Source organism: Tamlana crocina (genome assembly GCF_012037625.1).
Window position 1 is genome coordinate 66,319 of sequence record NZ_JAAVJS010000007.1, and the last position, 16,915, is coordinate 83,233.

General features: G+C 34.6%; 12 protein-coding genes. 7 read left to right on the forward strand and 5 right to left on the reverse strand.

The window, feature by feature from the left end:
* Window position 1: 1 nt before the first annotated feature.
* Entirely contained in the window at window positions 2-1,174 is a 1,173-nt protein-coding gene (locus tag HC176_RS06550; protein WP_167917391.1) for a proline dehydrogenase family protein, read from the reverse strand.
* A gap of 84 nt (window positions 1,175-1,258) precedes the next feature.
* Here HC176_RS06550 and aroB point away from each other — a divergent pair, with 84 nt between their 5' ends.
* Entirely contained in the window at window positions 1,259-2,326 is a 1,068-nt protein-coding gene (aroB, locus tag HC176_RS06555) for a 3-dehydroquinate synthase (protein ID WP_167917392.1), read from the forward strand.
* A 190-nt stretch (window positions 2,327-2,516) separates the two neighbouring features.
* On the opposite strand, the gene HC176_RS06560 is transcribed toward aroB, so the two are convergent.
* From HC176_RS06560 to HC176_RS06575, 4 genes are all read right to left on the reverse strand, one after another.
* Entirely contained in the window at window positions 2,517-4,919 is a 2,403-nt protein-coding gene (locus HC176_RS06560) for a GumC family protein (RefSeq protein WP_167917393.1), read from the reverse strand.
* 16 nt (window positions 4,920-4,935) lie between these two features.
* Window positions 4,936-5,658 (reverse strand): polysaccharide biosynthesis/export family protein, encoded by a 723-nt coding sequence (locus HC176_RS06565; protein WP_342448668.1) that lies wholly within the window; start codon window positions 5,656-5,658, stop codon window positions 4,936-4,938.
* Window positions 5,659-5,748: 90 nt separating this feature from the next.
* The gene (locus HC176_RS06570; protein ID WP_167917395.1) at window positions 5,749-7,698 is read right to left on the reverse strand and encodes a polysaccharide biosynthesis protein; all 1,950 of its coding nucleotides are present in this window, start codon (window positions 7,696-7,698) and stop codon (window positions 5,749-5,751) included.
* A complete protein-coding gene (locus HC176_RS06575; RefSeq protein ID WP_167917396.1) occupies window positions 7,695-8,825 on the reverse strand; it encodes a DegT/DnrJ/EryC1/StrS family aminotransferase in 1,131 nt (376 codons plus the stop codon). Before HC176_RS06575 ends, HC176_RS06570 begins: the two co-directional genes overlap by 4 nt.
* A gap of 1,230 nt (window positions 8,826-10,055) precedes the next feature.
* On the opposite strand from HC176_RS06575, the gene HC176_RS06580 reads away from it, so the two are divergent.
* From HC176_RS06580 to HC176_RS06605, 6 genes are all read left to right on the forward strand, one after another.
* Window positions 10,056-11,051: an SDR family oxidoreductase gene (locus HC176_RS06580; protein ID WP_167917397.1), complete on the forward strand. Its 996-nt coding sequence runs from the start codon at window positions 10,056-10,058 to the stop codon at window positions 11,049-11,051.
* Between the two features lie 78 nt (window positions 11,052-11,129).
* The gene (locus tag HC176_RS06585; RefSeq protein WP_167917398.1) at window positions 11,130-12,410 is read left to right on the forward strand and encodes a nucleotide sugar dehydrogenase; all 1,281 of its coding nucleotides are present in this window, start codon (window positions 11,130-11,132) and stop codon (window positions 12,408-12,410) included.
* 45 nt (window positions 12,411-12,455) lie between these two features.
* Complete coding sequence (locus HC176_RS06590) at window positions 12,456-13,988, forward strand: MATE family efflux transporter (protein WP_167917399.1); 1,533 nt, start codon at window positions 12,456-12,458, stop codon at window positions 13,986-13,988.
* A gap of 59 nt (window positions 13,989-14,047) precedes the next feature.
* Window positions 14,048-14,878 carry a polysaccharide pyruvyl transferase family protein gene (locus HC176_RS06595; RefSeq protein WP_167917400.1) on the forward strand — a complete coding sequence of 277 codons (831 nt, stop codon included), beginning with the start codon at window positions 14,048-14,050 and terminating at the stop codon, window positions 14,876-14,878.
* A gap of 18 nt (window positions 14,879-14,896) precedes the next feature.
* Window positions 14,897-15,910: a glycosyltransferase family 2 protein gene (locus tag HC176_RS06600; RefSeq protein WP_167917401.1), complete on the forward strand. Its 1,014-nt coding sequence runs from the start codon at window positions 14,897-14,899 to the stop codon at window positions 15,908-15,910.
* Window positions 15,911-15,916: 6 nt separating this feature from the next.
* Window positions 15,917-16,915 (forward strand): glycosyltransferase family 2 protein, encoded by a 999-nt coding sequence (locus HC176_RS06605; RefSeq protein ID WP_167917402.1) that lies wholly within the window; start codon window positions 15,917-15,919, stop codon window positions 16,913-16,915.

The window sequence follows — 16,915 nt, forward strand, 5'->3', positions numbered from 1 at the left end:
TTTAGGTTTTTCTGCGTTGTTTTTCCTTGGTTAGCAAAGCCAATTCCCTTCCGGTCTGTCCCGCCACCGAGGTGTTTTCTTCTGCCCTCCTAATTAAATAGGGCACAACATCTTTTACAGGGCCGAAGGGCATGTATTTAGCAACATTATAACCTTTGTGCCCTAAATTAAAACTGATATGATCGCTCATGCCATACAATTGGCCAAACCAAATCCGTGGGTCATTATTTAAAATACCCTTTTCGGCCATTAAACGCATCAATAAATAGCAACTATCTTCATTATGGGTGCCCGCAAAAATGGATATGCGCGCCAAATTATCCATTATATATCGCAAGCCTTTATTAAAATTATCATCAGTGACCGACTTACTAAAACAGATGGGTGAGATATAATCCAAAGCCTCGGCCCGATCGTTTTCCTTTTCCATGTAAGCGCCACGAACCAATTTGTAGCCCAAAAAATAATTGCCTTTTATCGCTTTTTTATGCTCTTTTTCTAAAAACGCCATACGGTCGTGACGATACATTTGCAATGTATTGAAAACAATGGGCTTTTCGGTATTATATTTGGCCATCATTTGGGTGACCAAAGCATCTGCAGCGGCTTGCATCCAACTTTCTTCGGCATCTATCAAAACAGCTATATCGTTTTCTTTAGCTTTTTTGCATACTTCATCAAAACGCTCTACAACCCTATCCCATTCAACTTGCTCTTCTTTAGTCAAAGCAGCCTTGCTTCCTACTTTTTCATAAAGGGCAAAACGTCCGAATCCACTAGGTTTGAATACCGCAATAGGAATAGCCTCCCGTTCTTTTGCAAAATCGATAATTTTTAAAATTTTATCCTTCGCGGCATCAAATTCTGTTTCGGTTTCTTTGCCTTCCACAGAATAATCCAACACAGAACTCACTCCTTTTTCATACATCCTTTCAATAACCGACAAACAATCCTTCTCACTAACACCGCCACAAAAATGGTCGAAGACCGTGCCCTTAATGAGCCCCTCAACCGGTAAATGGGTTTTAATTGCAAAATTGGTAACAGCCGTTCCTATTTTAACCAACGGCTCAATAGAAATCATTTTAAACAAATAATAGGCGCGCTCTAATTCTGAATCACTTTTTAGGGAAAATGCTATTTGGGTGTTATCGAATATTAAGTCTGTATTCATTAAATTTCAAATATTACGTGACGAAGTTATCATTTTTTGTAAAATCTCCTTAATTTCACGCCGTTAAAAAATACCTAATATTTTATGGATTCTATTACCGCTAACGATAGCGTTATTCATTTCAACGAAACGTGTTACACTTCACTAAACCAACACCTAAAAGAGCAAAATTTTTCTAAGGTTTTTATTTTGGTTGATGAGAATACACACGAACATTGTTTGCCCAAGTTTTTAAGTAAACTTTCAACCAATACCGAAATTGAAATTATTGAAATAGAATCTGGTGAAATCAATAAAACTATTGATACTTGTGTTGGCGTTTGGAATACACTTTCGGAACTCAATGCCGACCGAAAAAGTTTATTGATCAATATTGGTGGTGGCGTCATTACCGATTTGGGTGGCTTTGTAGCCTGTACATTTAAACGTGGCATTGCTTACATTAACGTTCCCACTACCCTGCTCTCTATGGTTGATGCCTCTGTTGGCGGAAAAACAGGTGTTGATCTTGGGGTTTTAAAAAATCAAATAGGTGTAATTAGTAATCCGCATCAAGTGTTAATCGATACGGAGTATTTAGATACGCTACCACAAAACCAAATGCGTTCCGGACTGGCAGAAATGTTGAAACACGGACTTATTACAGGTGAAGATTATTGGAATAATTTTTTGAATTTATCGAACCTATCGCTAGAGGATTTAGACCGTTTGATTCACGAATCGGTAATTATCAAAAAGAATGTGGTTGAACAAGATCCTTTTGAAAACGGGCTTAGGAAAACATTGAATTTTGGCCACACCCTTGGGCATGCGGTAGAATCGTATTTTTTAAGTCACCCTGAAAAAACAACTTTATTACATGGCGAAGCTATTGTGGTGGGGATGATTTTAGAGTGTTATATTTCATCAATACTTCTCGGTTTCCCTGAAAAACTGGTCGATGATATCAAAGATTTATTTTTGGGTTACTACGGAAAAGTCACTATCGAACAAAGCGATTATTCCCCAATAATTGATTTACTGAAATACGATAAAAAGAACAGCCACGGTAGCATTAATTTTGTGCTTTTGGAAGCCATAGGAAAATGTAAATTAGATTGCACCGTAGATGAAGCATTGATTATTGAGGCTTTTGGATATTACTCTAAATAAAAGCATTACAACCTGAATGAAACAAAAGAGACTGTCTGAAAAGTCATTTAATTCCTGTTTGTCAGGTTGAGCCTGTCGAAACCGATATTGATTATCAGCACATTGAGATATTTCGACAGGCTCAATATGACATGGAATTTAACTTTTCAGACAGCCTCTTTTTATATCCTATATTGGCGCTTTTTTCAAATTAACTTGCTTTTGAAAACAGGCGTTTTAAAAAACCTTTCTTTTCATTGGCGGCGTAGTACCCGTAACGCGCTCCGTAACCAAAATTCGATTGGTCTACATCGTTCACCACTAACATCATACCGTTTAGTTTGTTCTTTTCATGTAATTCCTTAGTGAAGTTTAAAATGGACTTCTCGGTATAACCGGCACGCGTTAAATAAATAGTATGCCCTGCAAACTGACTGATCAATAAGGTGTCGGTCACTAGCATAGCCGGAGCAGTATCAACAATTACGAAATCATAGTCAATTGAAACTTCATCAAACAACGGCTTCATACGATCGCTCATCAATAGCTCCGCTGGATTCGGTGGAATTTTTCCGGCCAAAATCATATCCATTTTGTTGCCATCCAAATCGAACGTATTGATAGTATCCTGAACGCTTATTGAACCGTCATTCAAATATTCCGTCAATCCAATTTTTGAACCCTCGCTGGTTTTTGCTTTTGCTTTTATAATATCTGTATTCGGATTTCTAATATCTGCTCCCACCAACAAAACACGTTTACCAGTATTAGCTAAAGTAAGGGCTAGATTGGCACTAAAAAACGACTTCCCCTCTCCATTAACTGTAGAGGTTACAAAAATAACATTATCGTAAGCCTTTACGCTTCTGGCTCGCCTAACGTAATCAAAATTGGTTCTAATGATTCTAAAAGATTCAGATAAAAGGGACCTGTCGTTTTTCTGAACAAAGGCATTTAGAGTATTCCCAAATTTTAGTCTTGGTATCTCTCCCAAAACGGTGATGTTGCTTATTGTTCCAACCAAATCTTCTTTATTGTGAATTTTATTATCCAATAAATCTCGGACATAAATAACACTAAAAGGCAAAAGTAAACCTATGAAAATTGAAGCGATGTAAATGATTTTTTTGTTTGGAGAAACCGGATTTGAATATCCATAAGCTTGCTCAACTACAACAGCATTGGGGGACGTAGCCGTTAGGGATATCGTGGCTTCTTCCCTTTTTTCCAAAAGATACAGATACAATTGCTCCTTAGTAGTTTGTTCTCTTTCAATATCCCGTAATTCACGAGTTTGCCCAGGAACGGCATAAAGTTTTGAATTAACTTTTGTCAACTGGTTTTGCAAGCTATTCATTCTCAACTTTACGGTTTTGGCAGAGTTATCCAAACTCTGTCTTAAACTATTTCTGAGTGTGCTTAATTGCTCATCCAAATTGATAATTATGGGGTTCTTCTCACTGGAGCTTCTTAAACGCGATTGTCTTTCTGTTAACAACTCATTGTATTTGGCGGCCGTAGCAGTAATTGATTCATCGGCAAGCCCCAAGTTTGTAGGAAGAGGGTCAAAGGAATCGCCAGGTTCTCCCAACTGACCTGTCATAAAGTTGATGGTGTTCAACTCATTTTTTACAATGTTCAATTCTTGTTCGCTTTGAGCACTAACGCCCAAATACATATTAGCTTCTGAAGCTACATCGGTAAGTTTATTGCCTGTTTTGTAACTTTCAGCAACATCATCCACTTTGGCCAAATCTGCTTCTATCAACTTTATACGGGCATCAATAAAATCGGCAGTGTTTTTGGATTTTATGTTCTTCTCCCTAATGGTGTTTTTGTTATACACCTCAATTAAAGTATTAATAAAATCAATCGCTTTAGATTTTACAGGGTCTTGCATGGAAACCCTAACAATCCTTGAGTTTTTTTCAATAGGTTCTAACCTTATTTGGTATTTATAGTAAGGCACCAAACTGGATATTGGGGTCATTTGAACCCGTATATCCTTCCCTATAATATTTGAAACATCTTCACTTTTGGGTGTTATAACTACGTCCCCTATTTTTGTTTGGATACTTTCCCCAAACTCCATTTTCTTTGGAACATCGTTTTCGTAAGCTTTGTAATTGAATTCCACATCCGATAACGGCTCAATGTAAAAATTCAACCAAGAACTGTTGACTATTGAATCCGATTCAATAAAATTGATATTGAAAGGCGCATTATCATATAATTCGGTTTCGTGGATTCTTCCCTGAACAAAAAACTGGATATTTAAATCCAATTCTTCAATAACATCTTCAATGATTGTTCTAGAGGTGACAATAGCCACTTCGTCTTCAAGTTTAGCACTTTCAGCCCCCGAAAACATAGGTAAGTCCTTAAACGCTGCACCAGCCCCCGACCCTTCGTCATCGCTAACTATTTTCACTTTGGCGTAGGCTTCATACTGGGGCGTAGTATACCTAATATAAGTATATGCTATGCCTAATGCCAATAATAAGCTCAGCAAAAACCAAGACCATCGCTTGGTGTACGATGACAGAATTTTTTTTAAATTAAAATCCTGAGAAGTGGACGGCTCAGAAAAGGAACTTTGATTATTCGTAGTCATAATGATAATTTAATATTTAACGTGTTACAAGCACCACTATTCCCAGCAAAAACGAAGATATGGAAAGTATAGTCCCCAACCTAGCATCAACAAAATATCCTGATGAGGCAGAATGATTAGGTTCTACATAAATAATATCATTTTGGGTTAAAAAGTAAACAGGAGAATTGAAAAGTTCCTTGTTGGTTAAATCTACACGGGTGTAGGTTTTAGTACCCTTAAAATCTCTAACCACTAAAACATTATCTCTACGGCCTTTAATAGTTAAATCTCCAGCCGTTGCCAAGGCTTGCAATAATGTAATTCTTTCTCCTGTAATTGAAAATGTGCCAGGGTTTCTTACTTCTCCTAAAACGGAAACCCTAAAGTTTAAAATCCTAACAATAACTACGGGGTCTTTTAGGTAGCCTTCCTCTAGCTTTTGCTGAATAAGATCCCTTACTTCACTTACCGTTAAGCCCAAAACTTTAATCTTTCCTAAAACAGGAAATTCAATATTTCCGTTTACGTCAACCAAGTAATTTATAATTTGACCTGCAGAACCAGCCTCTCTAAACAAATTAAATGGCTTGGATGCCTCCATATCAAAAGTTGATACAGAAATACTCAGGTTGTCGTCAATCTTTATTTTAGGTTCAAAAGTATCGGTGTCAACTATGGTTTCAAAATTTTTGGCATTCTGAAAATAGGCCACTTCTTTTTTAGGCGAACATGAAGTTGCAAATAAAGTACTAATCACACAAAGCTTGATTAGTACTTTAATAGTACATGATTTTAGATTCATTATAATTTGAATTTGGGGAGGGAAGGTAGTAAAAAAATTAATTATTTATAGGTTTACTGTACTTTTATCTGAACTAGTAGATAGTCCTTTTGCTTTCTTGTAAATTTGAACTTTCTTATCGTATCTTTCGTAGTCCGAATTATTTGATTTGTATTCGGGAATCAATCGCTTCATTTTCATTACAATATTATTGTTTTGGAAGCGGTTTGTAATACAAAGTTCTTCAATTTCATTCTTAATCTTGGCATAGTCCAATTCTCTGGTCTTGCTAATCATGATTTTCTTATGGTAGGTAGATAGCGTATTTTCTCCGTTAGCCAATAACTCTTCGTAAAGTTTTTCTCCTGGGCGTAAGCCTGAAATCTTAATGTCGATGTCTTCAGGGAATCTTAATCCTGAAAGCTTGATCATATTCTTGGCTAAATCGTAAATCTTTACTGATTCACCCATGTCGAAAATAAATATTTCACCGCCTTTTCCCATGGTTCCAGCTTCCAAAACCAATTGAGACGCTTCTGGTATGGTCATAAAATACCTAGTAATCTCTTTATGGGTCAAGGTTAACGGCCCTCCATTTTCTATTTGCTTTTTAAACAATGGAATAACTGAACCATTAGAACCTAATACATTACCAAAACGTGTGGTGATGAACTTAGTCTTGCTTTCTTTTTGAAGACAACTAATATACATTTCTGCCATTCGCTTAGTGGCTCCCATCACACTTGTTGGGTTAACCGCTTTATCCGTAGATACAAAAACAAACTTTTTAACATTGTACCTTGAAGCTGTATCGGCTAATAGTTTGGTTCCGTTAACATTGATTTTAATGGCCTCGTAAGGAGACTCTTCCATTAAAGGTACATGCTTGTAAGCAGCTGCATGGAATACCATAGTAGGCTTGTGGTTTTGAAAGATAGTGTCAATCCTCAAACCATCTCTAATATCTGCTACAATAGCTGTAAAATTATACTTTCCTGCACGTTTTAAATCTTGCTGAACATCATACAATGCTGATTCTGCTTGGTCCACTAAGACCAAATGCTTTACATCATAGTTTGAAAGTTGATTAACCAACTCACTACCTATAGATCCAGCAGCTCCGGTAACCAAAATGGTTTCACCGTTAAATTCATCCAATAAATTAGGGTTATCGATTTGTATAGGCGCACGACCTAATAAATCTTCAATCTGGAACTGCTTAATTTGCTTAGTACTTAACTCACCATTGATCCAACTTTCAATAGGTGGCACCTTAGTGATTTTAGTATTGGTATCAGCCAATTTATCGATTAAAGCCATAATCCTATTCTTGTCAACAGTTTGGGAGGCAACAACAATTTCGTCGATATCATTTTTTATAACAAAAGCAGTATCAACCATAGAACCATGAATGATTCGCGCTCCATTGATATGCTTACCGCTTTTCTTAATGTCATCATCAATAAAAGACACTACATTGTAACTGGTTGACATATTGTTTACCAAAGCATTATAAGTCACTATGCCAGAGTCACCGGCTCCATAAATCATAACACGTTTAGTTGACAAGAACTTACAGCTTAAGTATTTGTAAGCTATTTTAAACAACAATCTACTTGAACTTAATGCCACAAAACTCAACAAAGCATGAATGATGATTATTGAAAGTGGAATGGTAAAACCAGAAACCACATCAAACGCTCTATTTAAAAGCACAAAGAAACCAGAAGCTAATGTAGTTACAACCACAAACTTAAAAACATTAATCACATCGGCAAACCCAGTATGTCTAATCACACTTTTAAAAGAACCAACTGCCAATAAACTAAACACACTTATGGTTAAAACAAATGGCAACTGGAGCACAAATTGTTCTAAATTAAAATCCAATGTAAAATTGAATCTAATGAAGTAAGCTGCAAAAAAAGCCGACATAACCATAGCTATATCGATAGCAAATACTAGCCATTTAGAAGCGTATTTTTGCGATAAATAAGTGAAGTAATTATTAATCATAAGTTTGGGGTTTTTAATATAGTACTTAATATTCTATCTAAATCGTCTTGAGTTAGGTTTGATCCACTTGGCAAGCAAAGGCCGCGGTTGAATAAATCTTCTGAAACACCATTGGTAAAATGTACACTGTTTTTAAACACAGGTTGCATGTGCATAGGTTTCCATAGTGGTCTGGATTCAATGTCCTCTTCCAACAAAGCTAATCGTATTTGCTCTCTAGCCTCATAAGACCTTGTGGTAATACAGGTAATCCATCTATTCGAGTATACATTTTCAGGCTCATCCAAGAATGAAATCCCTTCAATATTCGACAAGTGCTTTTTATAAAATTCAAAATTTTGTCTTCTTGCGGTTACGCGGTCATTTAAAACCTCCATCTGCCCTCTTCCAATACCGGCCAAAACATTACTCATTCTGTAATTAAATCCGATAGAAGAATGCTCATAGTGAGGTGCGTTATCGCGAGCTTGGGTAGATAGAAACACTGCTTTTTCTTTTTCTTCCTCAGTGTTGACAACCAATGCGCCTCCACCTGATGTGGTAATAATTTTATTCCCATTAAATGAGAAAATCCCCATATCGGCAAGCGCACCACAATAAGTGCCAAAATAAGTGCTACCTAAAGCTTCGGCACTATCCTCAACCACAGGAATATCATATTTTTTAGCTACAGCGTTAATCTCTTTAGCTTTATACGGCATACCATATAAATGTACAGCTATGATAGCCTTAGGCTTTTTGTATTTCTGAATCCTATCCTGAATGGCAATCTCCAGCAATTCTGGCGACATGTTCCAGGTGTCGGTTTCGCTGTCAACAAACACAGGGGTGGCCCCTTGATAAATAATAGGATTTGCTGAAGCTGAAAAAGTAAAGCTTTGGCAAATCACTTCATCGCCTTGGCCTACACCCAATAATTGTAAAGCTAAATGTATGGCTGCTGTACCGGAACTTAACGCGGCAACATACTTTTCGCCACCAATATATTGTTTAATATCATTTTCAAAACCATTTACGTTTGGCCCTAAAGGCGCTATCCAATTGGTAGAAAAAGCTTCATTAACAAACTTCTGTTCTGTACCTCCCATGTGGGGAGAAGAAAGATATATTTTGGTTTTTGTCAACATTAAATTTTACTTTAAATTCCGCACAAAAAGACCTAGGTCGTAATTGTTTGGATTACAACAGTTACATGCTTTAAAAATGTTTTGGATATTTCCCTCTTTATTCATGTAACAAAATCAGTTTAACTAATAACTATTTATCAATAACATACTAAAACATATAATCTATAATCCTAAATAAAATTAAGAAGCAATAGTTTTGAGAGTTTGACTACAACTATATATTTTAATTTGTTTTTAATTCAATTAAATCAACCTGCTATTAATCAATTCAATTTTGTTAACTACGGTGTAAATTTAGTAATAGTTTCATATCACAAGGTCTAGTTTTTAGTTATTTCGCTAAAAGCGTGATTAAAATCGGTTAACGACATTTGGTATTTTTTACAAAAGAAAAACCGTGCACATTATCGATAGTGTGGTTTCGCAGACCTGTAGGTTTTAATGGACAGCAATACAATGTCACCGTCATTCCGATGAGCGACAGCAGAATTGACGTGGGAATCTCACAATTCGGAACCCCAACGAAACAGATAGTCATCCTCATTCCGAGCGCAACAGCTTGTACTTAGCTAAGTTGCAGTGTGGCCATCTTAATAAATAAACTGTAATTTAACAGATGGCTACAGTCGTTCCTCCCTCGCCATGACGGGGGTACTTCATATTACGGTCATTCTGAAGCGCAACCTTTAAAGCAACAAAAGAACCTATTTAATTGGTGTACGAGGTTGCAATAAACAGATAGCTTCGATCGTCCCTCCCTAGCTATGACTGTTTTTTTTCTTGCTACCATTCCGAAAACCAGTGCTGAGCGGAGCCGAAGTAAAATAAAGAAATCTTTTGTTTTGGAATTCTGAACTTATATTTAATAGATGGCTTCAGTCGTATCTCCTTCGCCATGACGAGTTGCTTCATATTATCGTCATTCTTATGAGTGACCTGAGGAGCGAGTAAAGAACCTGTTTAATGGGAGTTCGAGGTTATAATTGACAGATAGCTTCAGTCTTCCATTCCTCGCTATAACGTTTAATCTAAAAAGAATTCCTCGAGGCTCTGCCTCGAAAATAGTTCGTTTCAAGAAATTCTTTGTTTTAAAAAAAACAAGACACTCGTCGAGATTTTTAACATTTTTTTGTGTTTCGTCGGAAAAAACCAAACCTTGATATAAATAGTGTAGTTTGTTGGATATTTTTTTTAATATTTGTCTCGAATTAATTTAAACCCAAATTTATAATGACTGCGGAGCAACTGAACGTGTTGACGAACAAAAAAGTACTTGTAACAGGCGGTGCTGGATTCATAGGTTCAAATCTCATTGAAACATTATTAAACCATAATATAAATGTGGTATGCTTAGATAATTTTTCTACCGGGAAAAGAAAAAATATTGAGCCTTTCCTAAAAAACAAAAACTTTAAGTTGGTTGAAGGCGACATTAGAAACCTTGAGGACTGCCATAAAGCCTGCTCCGGTGTTGATTTTATATTGCACCAAGCTGCTTTGGGCTCCGTACCACGTTCCATAAAAGACCCTATAACCACAAACGACGTTAATGTTTCTGGTTTTTTAAACATGTTAGTCGCCGCCAGAGATGCCGAGGTTAAGCGTTTTGTTTACGCCGCAAGCTCATCCACTTATGGCGACCATGAAGCGCTGCCTAAAGTTGAAGATGTTATTGGTAAGCCGCTTTCGCCATACGCTATTACTAAATATGTAAACGAACTTTACGCAGATATTTTTCATAAAACATACGGTTTAAACACCATTGGCTTAAGATATTTTAATGTATTTGGGCGTCGTCAAGACCCAAATGGAGCTTATGCTGCGGTTATTCCAAAATTTGTTCAGCAATTCATTAAACATGAATCACCAATGATTAATGGAGATGGTAGTTATTCGAGAGACTTTACCTATATTGATAATGTGGTTCAAATGAACCTCAACGCCATAACGACCAATAATGAAAAGGCCTTGAATACGGTTTACAATGTCGCTTTTGGTGAACGCACTACCCTTTTGGAATTAGCTACCCTATTAAAAGAATATCTTTCAGAATTTGATAAATCCATCAAAGACGTTGAAATCAAACATAGAGAAAATAGAGCTGGCGATATTCCACACTCCTTGGCATCCATTGATAAGGCAAAAACCTTATTGAATTACCAACCTAAATATAATATCAATACGGGTTTAAAAGAAGCCGTTTCATGGTATTGGGATAATCTTTAATTTTTTGCTGATTATTAAATTAGGTTGTTAGAACCCTCATTACTTTTTAAAGAAAAACATCATATAATACATTAAAAAATGAATAATATAAAAATTGCCGTTATTGGTTTAGGCTACGTAGGCTTACCATTAGCTAGGTTATTTGCTACAAAATACAATGTTGTTGGTTTCGATATCAACGAAGCCAGGGTTAATGAGTTATCTAACGGGAATGACTCTACATTAGAAGTTGAATCCGATGTTTTAAAATCGGTATTAAAAGATACTAATAGTAATGAAATAGGTCTTTTTTGTTCCTCTAATTTAGAGGATATCAAAAACTGCAACTATTATGTAGTCACTGTCCCAACACCTATCGATAAAAACAACAGACCGGATCTCACCCCTCTTTACAAGTCGAGTGAAACCGTTGGAAAGGTTCTAAAGAAGGGCGACATTGTTATTTATGAATCGACTGTTTACCCAGGCGTCACAGAAGACGAATGTATCCCCGTTTTAGAAAAGGTAAGCGGATTAAAATTCAATGAAGATTTTTATGCAGGATATTCTCCAGAACGTATCAACCCAGGTGACAAGTTACATACGGTTGATAAAATATTAAAAGTAACGGCTGGATCAACTCCGGAAATTGGCAAAAAAGTAGATGCACTGTACGCGAGTGTAATTACAGCCGGCACACACCTCGCTCCTACTATAAAGGTAGCCGAAGCCGCTAAGGTTATTGAAAATTCGCAACGCGACATCAATATTGCTTTCGTTAACGAATTGGCTAAAATCTTTAACCTAATGGATATCGATACGCATTCCGTTTTGGAGGCAGCGGGTACCAAATGGAACTTTTTACCATTTAAACCCGGTTTGGTTGGTGGCCATTGTATTGGTGTTGACCCATACTATTTAGCCCAAAAAGCTCAGGAAGTGGGCTACCACCCTGAAATTATTTTAGCAGGACGGCGTGTAAACGACGGCATGGGACAATACGTCGCTTCTGAAGTGATTAAACTGATGGTTCAAAATGACTTAAAAATTAAAGGATCGAACATTTTGGCTCTAGGTATTACGTTTAAGGAAAACTGTCCGGATGTGCGCAATACTAAAGCCGTTGATGTCATTAATCAACTGAAAAGTTATGGTACCAATGTTACTGTTTATGATCCCTGGGCGAACCCCGAAGAGGTGATGCATGAATATGGACTAAAAACTACCCAACAGTTGCCTGAAGGACGGTTTGATGCTGTAGTTTTAACAGTAGCGCATAAAGAGTTTCTTTACGAAGACCTAAATAGCTTGCTTAACACAAGCGGCGTTTTATATGATGTTAAAGGCGTTATTAAAGCCCCTAACTGTAAACGACTCTAATTAGATTTTTAGAGATTAGTTTCAAAACTCATTAAATATTAAAATTTGAGCAAAAGCAAGAAAATAGCAAAAAACACTTTGATGCTATATGTAAGAATGTTGTTTTCAATGTTCGTGTCATTATACACATCGCGTATTGTTTTAGATGTTCTTGGTGTTGAAGATTATGGTATTTATAATGTTGTTGGTGGTGTAGTTACTATTTTCTCCTTTATAAACTCCTCTATGTCTGCAGCCACACAAAGGTTTTTATCCTTTGGACTAGGAAAAAATAATCCCTCTCACCTTAGGAAAACTTTCAATGCCGCTTTGTCAATTCACTTTGCAACAGGTGTTTTGATAATCTTATTAGGGGAAACCATAGGTATGTACGTTTTGCATAACTACCTAACAATTCCCACAGAAAGAATGAATATAGCAGAAATTGTTTTTCAGTTTTCCCTATTCAGTACATTTTTAATGATTGTAAGGGTTCCTTTTAATGCTGCAATAATAGCCAACGAAAAAATGGACTTTTATGCTTACATATCCATTTTTGAAGTGATATTAAGATTAATTATGATATTTTTATTAATGTATATTACATTAGATAAATTAATGTTGTACTCAGTATTAATAACCTCAATAATAATGGTTAATTTAATCATTGTATATTGGTATTGTAGAAAAAACTTTGGCGAAAGTAAATTTGTTTTAGTGAAAGACAAAGTCCTATACAAAGAACTAATTGGCTACTCTGGATGGAGTTTATTTGGTAATATGGCGAGTGTAGGTATGAGTCAAGGAGTTAATCTATTACTTAACATGTTTTTTGGCCCTGCCGTAAATGCGGCTAGGGCAATCTCCTATCAAGTTAGTGGTGCCATAACGGCATTTTCTTCTAATTTCCAAGTTGCTGTTAACCCACAGATAATTAAATCCTATGCATCTGAAGACCGCGATTATATGATGAAATTGGTTTTTACAAGTTCTCGGTTAACATTTTTTCTCTTGTTTTTTTTAGCAATGCCGGTTTTGCTAGAAACTCATTTCCTATTAAGTTTTTGGTTAAATAAGGTTCCTGATTTTGCAGTATTATTTACATTTTTGGTAATTATTAATGCTTTGATTGATAGTATCTCCGGCCCTTTAATGACTACTGCCAATGCCACAGGAAATATTAAATGGTACCAAATAATAGTTGGTACTACTTTACTATTAAACCTACCTATATCTTATGTTTTTCTAGAACTCAATTTTTCACCACAAATAACATTTTATATCAGCATTATTATTTCATTGATATGCTTAAACTTAAGATTGTTGATTTTGAAAAAACTGGTAAATTTTGACATAAGAAAATTCTACTCCGATGTATTGTGGAAAATTACAATTGTAGTTATTGGCTCAACCATCTTGCCCATCATTTTTCTTAGTCAGTTTAATGAAGGTCCGATTCGGTTTATTTTAGTTTCTTGTGTATCCGTCATATCAGTGATTTCATTTGTTTATTCTATCGGAACGAACAAAAAAGAGAAAAATATGATAATTGATAAAATACAAATTTTAATAAGCAAATTAAGAAAACAATCCTCATAGATTATTAAAAAGCAAGTAAGACAAAATTAAGTATAAGTTTTAATCATATAAATAAAAAAATGGCAATTAGATTATATTGGTGGGATGGAAAACGAAATGATAATCGTAAAAATTACGGTGATCTATTATCAAAATATCTCGTGGAAAAAATATCAGGAAAAAAAGTTGTTTCCATAATTTATCCTTCAAGCAGAAGGTATAAGTATTTTTTTAAAAAACATTATTTAGTTATTGGTAGCATTATTAGGACAGCAACCGAAAACTCAATCGTCTGGGGAAGTGGAATTATTTCAAAAAAGGACAAGATTAAAGAAGCCGAATTCTTGGCTGTGAGGGGACCTCAAACTAGAAAACGCATTTTGGAACTGGGTTTTAAGTGTCCCGAAGTGTACGGTGACCCAGGGATATTATTGCCTAATTACTATCATCCAGAAATTGAAAAAAAATTTAAAATAGGTATAATACCTCATTTTTATGATTATCAAGAGATTCAAAACATATTCAAAAATGATAAACGAGTTAATGTTATCAATTTATTGACCAACTCAATCGAAGATGTTACCTCTGAAATTTTAAAATGTGAACAAATTATCTCATCTTCATTACACGGCCTAATTATTTCGCACTCTTATTATATTCCAGCTTTATGGATTAAATTTTCAAATAAACTTGATGGAGATAATGTTAAGTTCTATGATTATTTTGAATCAATGGGAATTGATTTTAAGAATGAAATACATAAAACACCAACTGAACTTAATTTTGAAAATATAAACATCGCTTTAAAAGAAAATAGTGATGTTTTACTTGTTGGCAAAAAAATGTTAGAATATCGAAAAGCCGAACTTTTAAAAGCTTGTCCTTTTGCTAAAAATAACAGTGAAGTCTAAAAATTTATATAATTATCTATGAGTAAGCCACTGATTTCAATAATTATCCCTGTGTTTAATAGCCAAGAACATTTAGAAAAATGTTTATCCAGCATATTAAACCAAACATTTAAAGATTTTGAAATTATTATAATTAATGATGGCTCTACTGATAATTCCCTCTCTATCTGCGAATCATTTGAAAAAAACCATAATAACATTAAAATCTATTCGCAAAATAATGCTGGCGTTTCAATAGCCCGAAATAACGGATTGGATAAAGCGTCTGGAAGTTATATTTGTTTTGTAGATTCAGACGACTGGCTTGACGAAAAATTTTTAGAGAACTTTGACTATTCTATTGACTCAGATTTACAAATGCAAGGTCTAATTATATGGAAAGAAGACGGAAATAAATTCGAGACAATCAAATTCCCTCAAAAATGTATAAGTAATAATATTATTGATGCCATAGAACTCGCTGAAAAGAATAATATTATAAGAGGTCCTTATGTTAAATTATTCAAATCCTCTATAATAAAGACCAACAATTTGAATTTTAATCCAGATATAGCTTATGGCGAAGACATGATTTTTGTCTTCGAATATTTAATGCATATTAGTACAATTTCTATAACTAGCTATGCTGGTTATTACTATGCACACCGCAATAATGAATCTCTAACAAATAAATATATTCCATTCAATATGCGATTTAAATTCAATAATGAAATCATTTCGCTAAGGGATAAATTCCTACAGAAACATAGTAATACAAATAACCAAAGTTATATTGATTTTATTAATTACAGTAATGCTTATTCGTTATTGGTGCTAACCCTTGGTGTTTTTGATAAGAGAAGCTGCTTTGACAAAAAAGAAAGACAAGAGAAACTTGATTTAATAAAAAAAGAGAAAATCAATTTACTTTATAAGTCCCACAAACTTCCCAGATTTTTTAAACTTATCAGGTTTATTTTAAAAACCTTCAATTCGCGAATGTCTGAATTATTCATAAACCAATTGATTAAGTCTAAAAATATCAGTTACTAAAAAGCTATGTCACGAACAAATCAACCAGTTATATCAATCATAATTCCGGTTTATAATGCTGAGAAATTTTTGAATAGATGTCTGGATTCTATTTTGCGCCAAGATTCTTCAAAGTTTGAAGTCCTTCTTGTAAATGATGGTTCTGCTGATAATTCTTCTACCATTTGTGATACATATGCAAATACAAACAGTAATGTAAAAGTTTATCATAAAGAAAACGGAGGGCCTTCAAGTGCAAGAAACATGGGCCTTACAAAAGCGCGCGGCACATATATTGCTTTTGTGGACAGTGATGATTATGTGATGGAAGATTTTATTGAAATATTATCCTTAAATATAAAAGAAACCAACCCTGATATTATTTTTTTTGCATATAATCATTTAAAAAATGACAAGATTTTCAAAATCAATAATGATCTAAATAAATCATTAGATCACAAAAAAATACTCGAATTGTTGGCCAACACATCCGCTAATAATTTTTTATGGTATCCTTGGAATAAACTTTATAAAAAATCATTAATTGATAAAAATGATATAACTTTTGATTCAAAAATAAAAGTAGGAGAAGATACATTGTTTAACATCAGGTGTTATTATTACGCCAACAATGTTTTAAACCTAAATAACCCGCTCTATAATTATGTTTCGAATGAAAACTCAATTACCCAAACTCCTTACAAAGCATATTTGAATAAAAATATTGCAGATCATTTTGAAAACAGAATTCAGTTTCATCAGGAGAATAGTCCGGTAAACAATATTAAATATTATAAAGATATTGCAAGATATTATATAGAACATTCGTTTTTTCTTTTACTGGCAAATGCCATAAACAAACCAGGAGGCATAATAACCCGTGAGTTAAATGATTTGCGACAAATGGAGCTATTCAAATTTTTGTTCAAGTACTACAAACCTTCTAACCGAATAACTATAAAAATGAAAATATTGATTTATTTGTTTAAGTACAAACAATTTTCATTAATGTCTAAACTATTATAA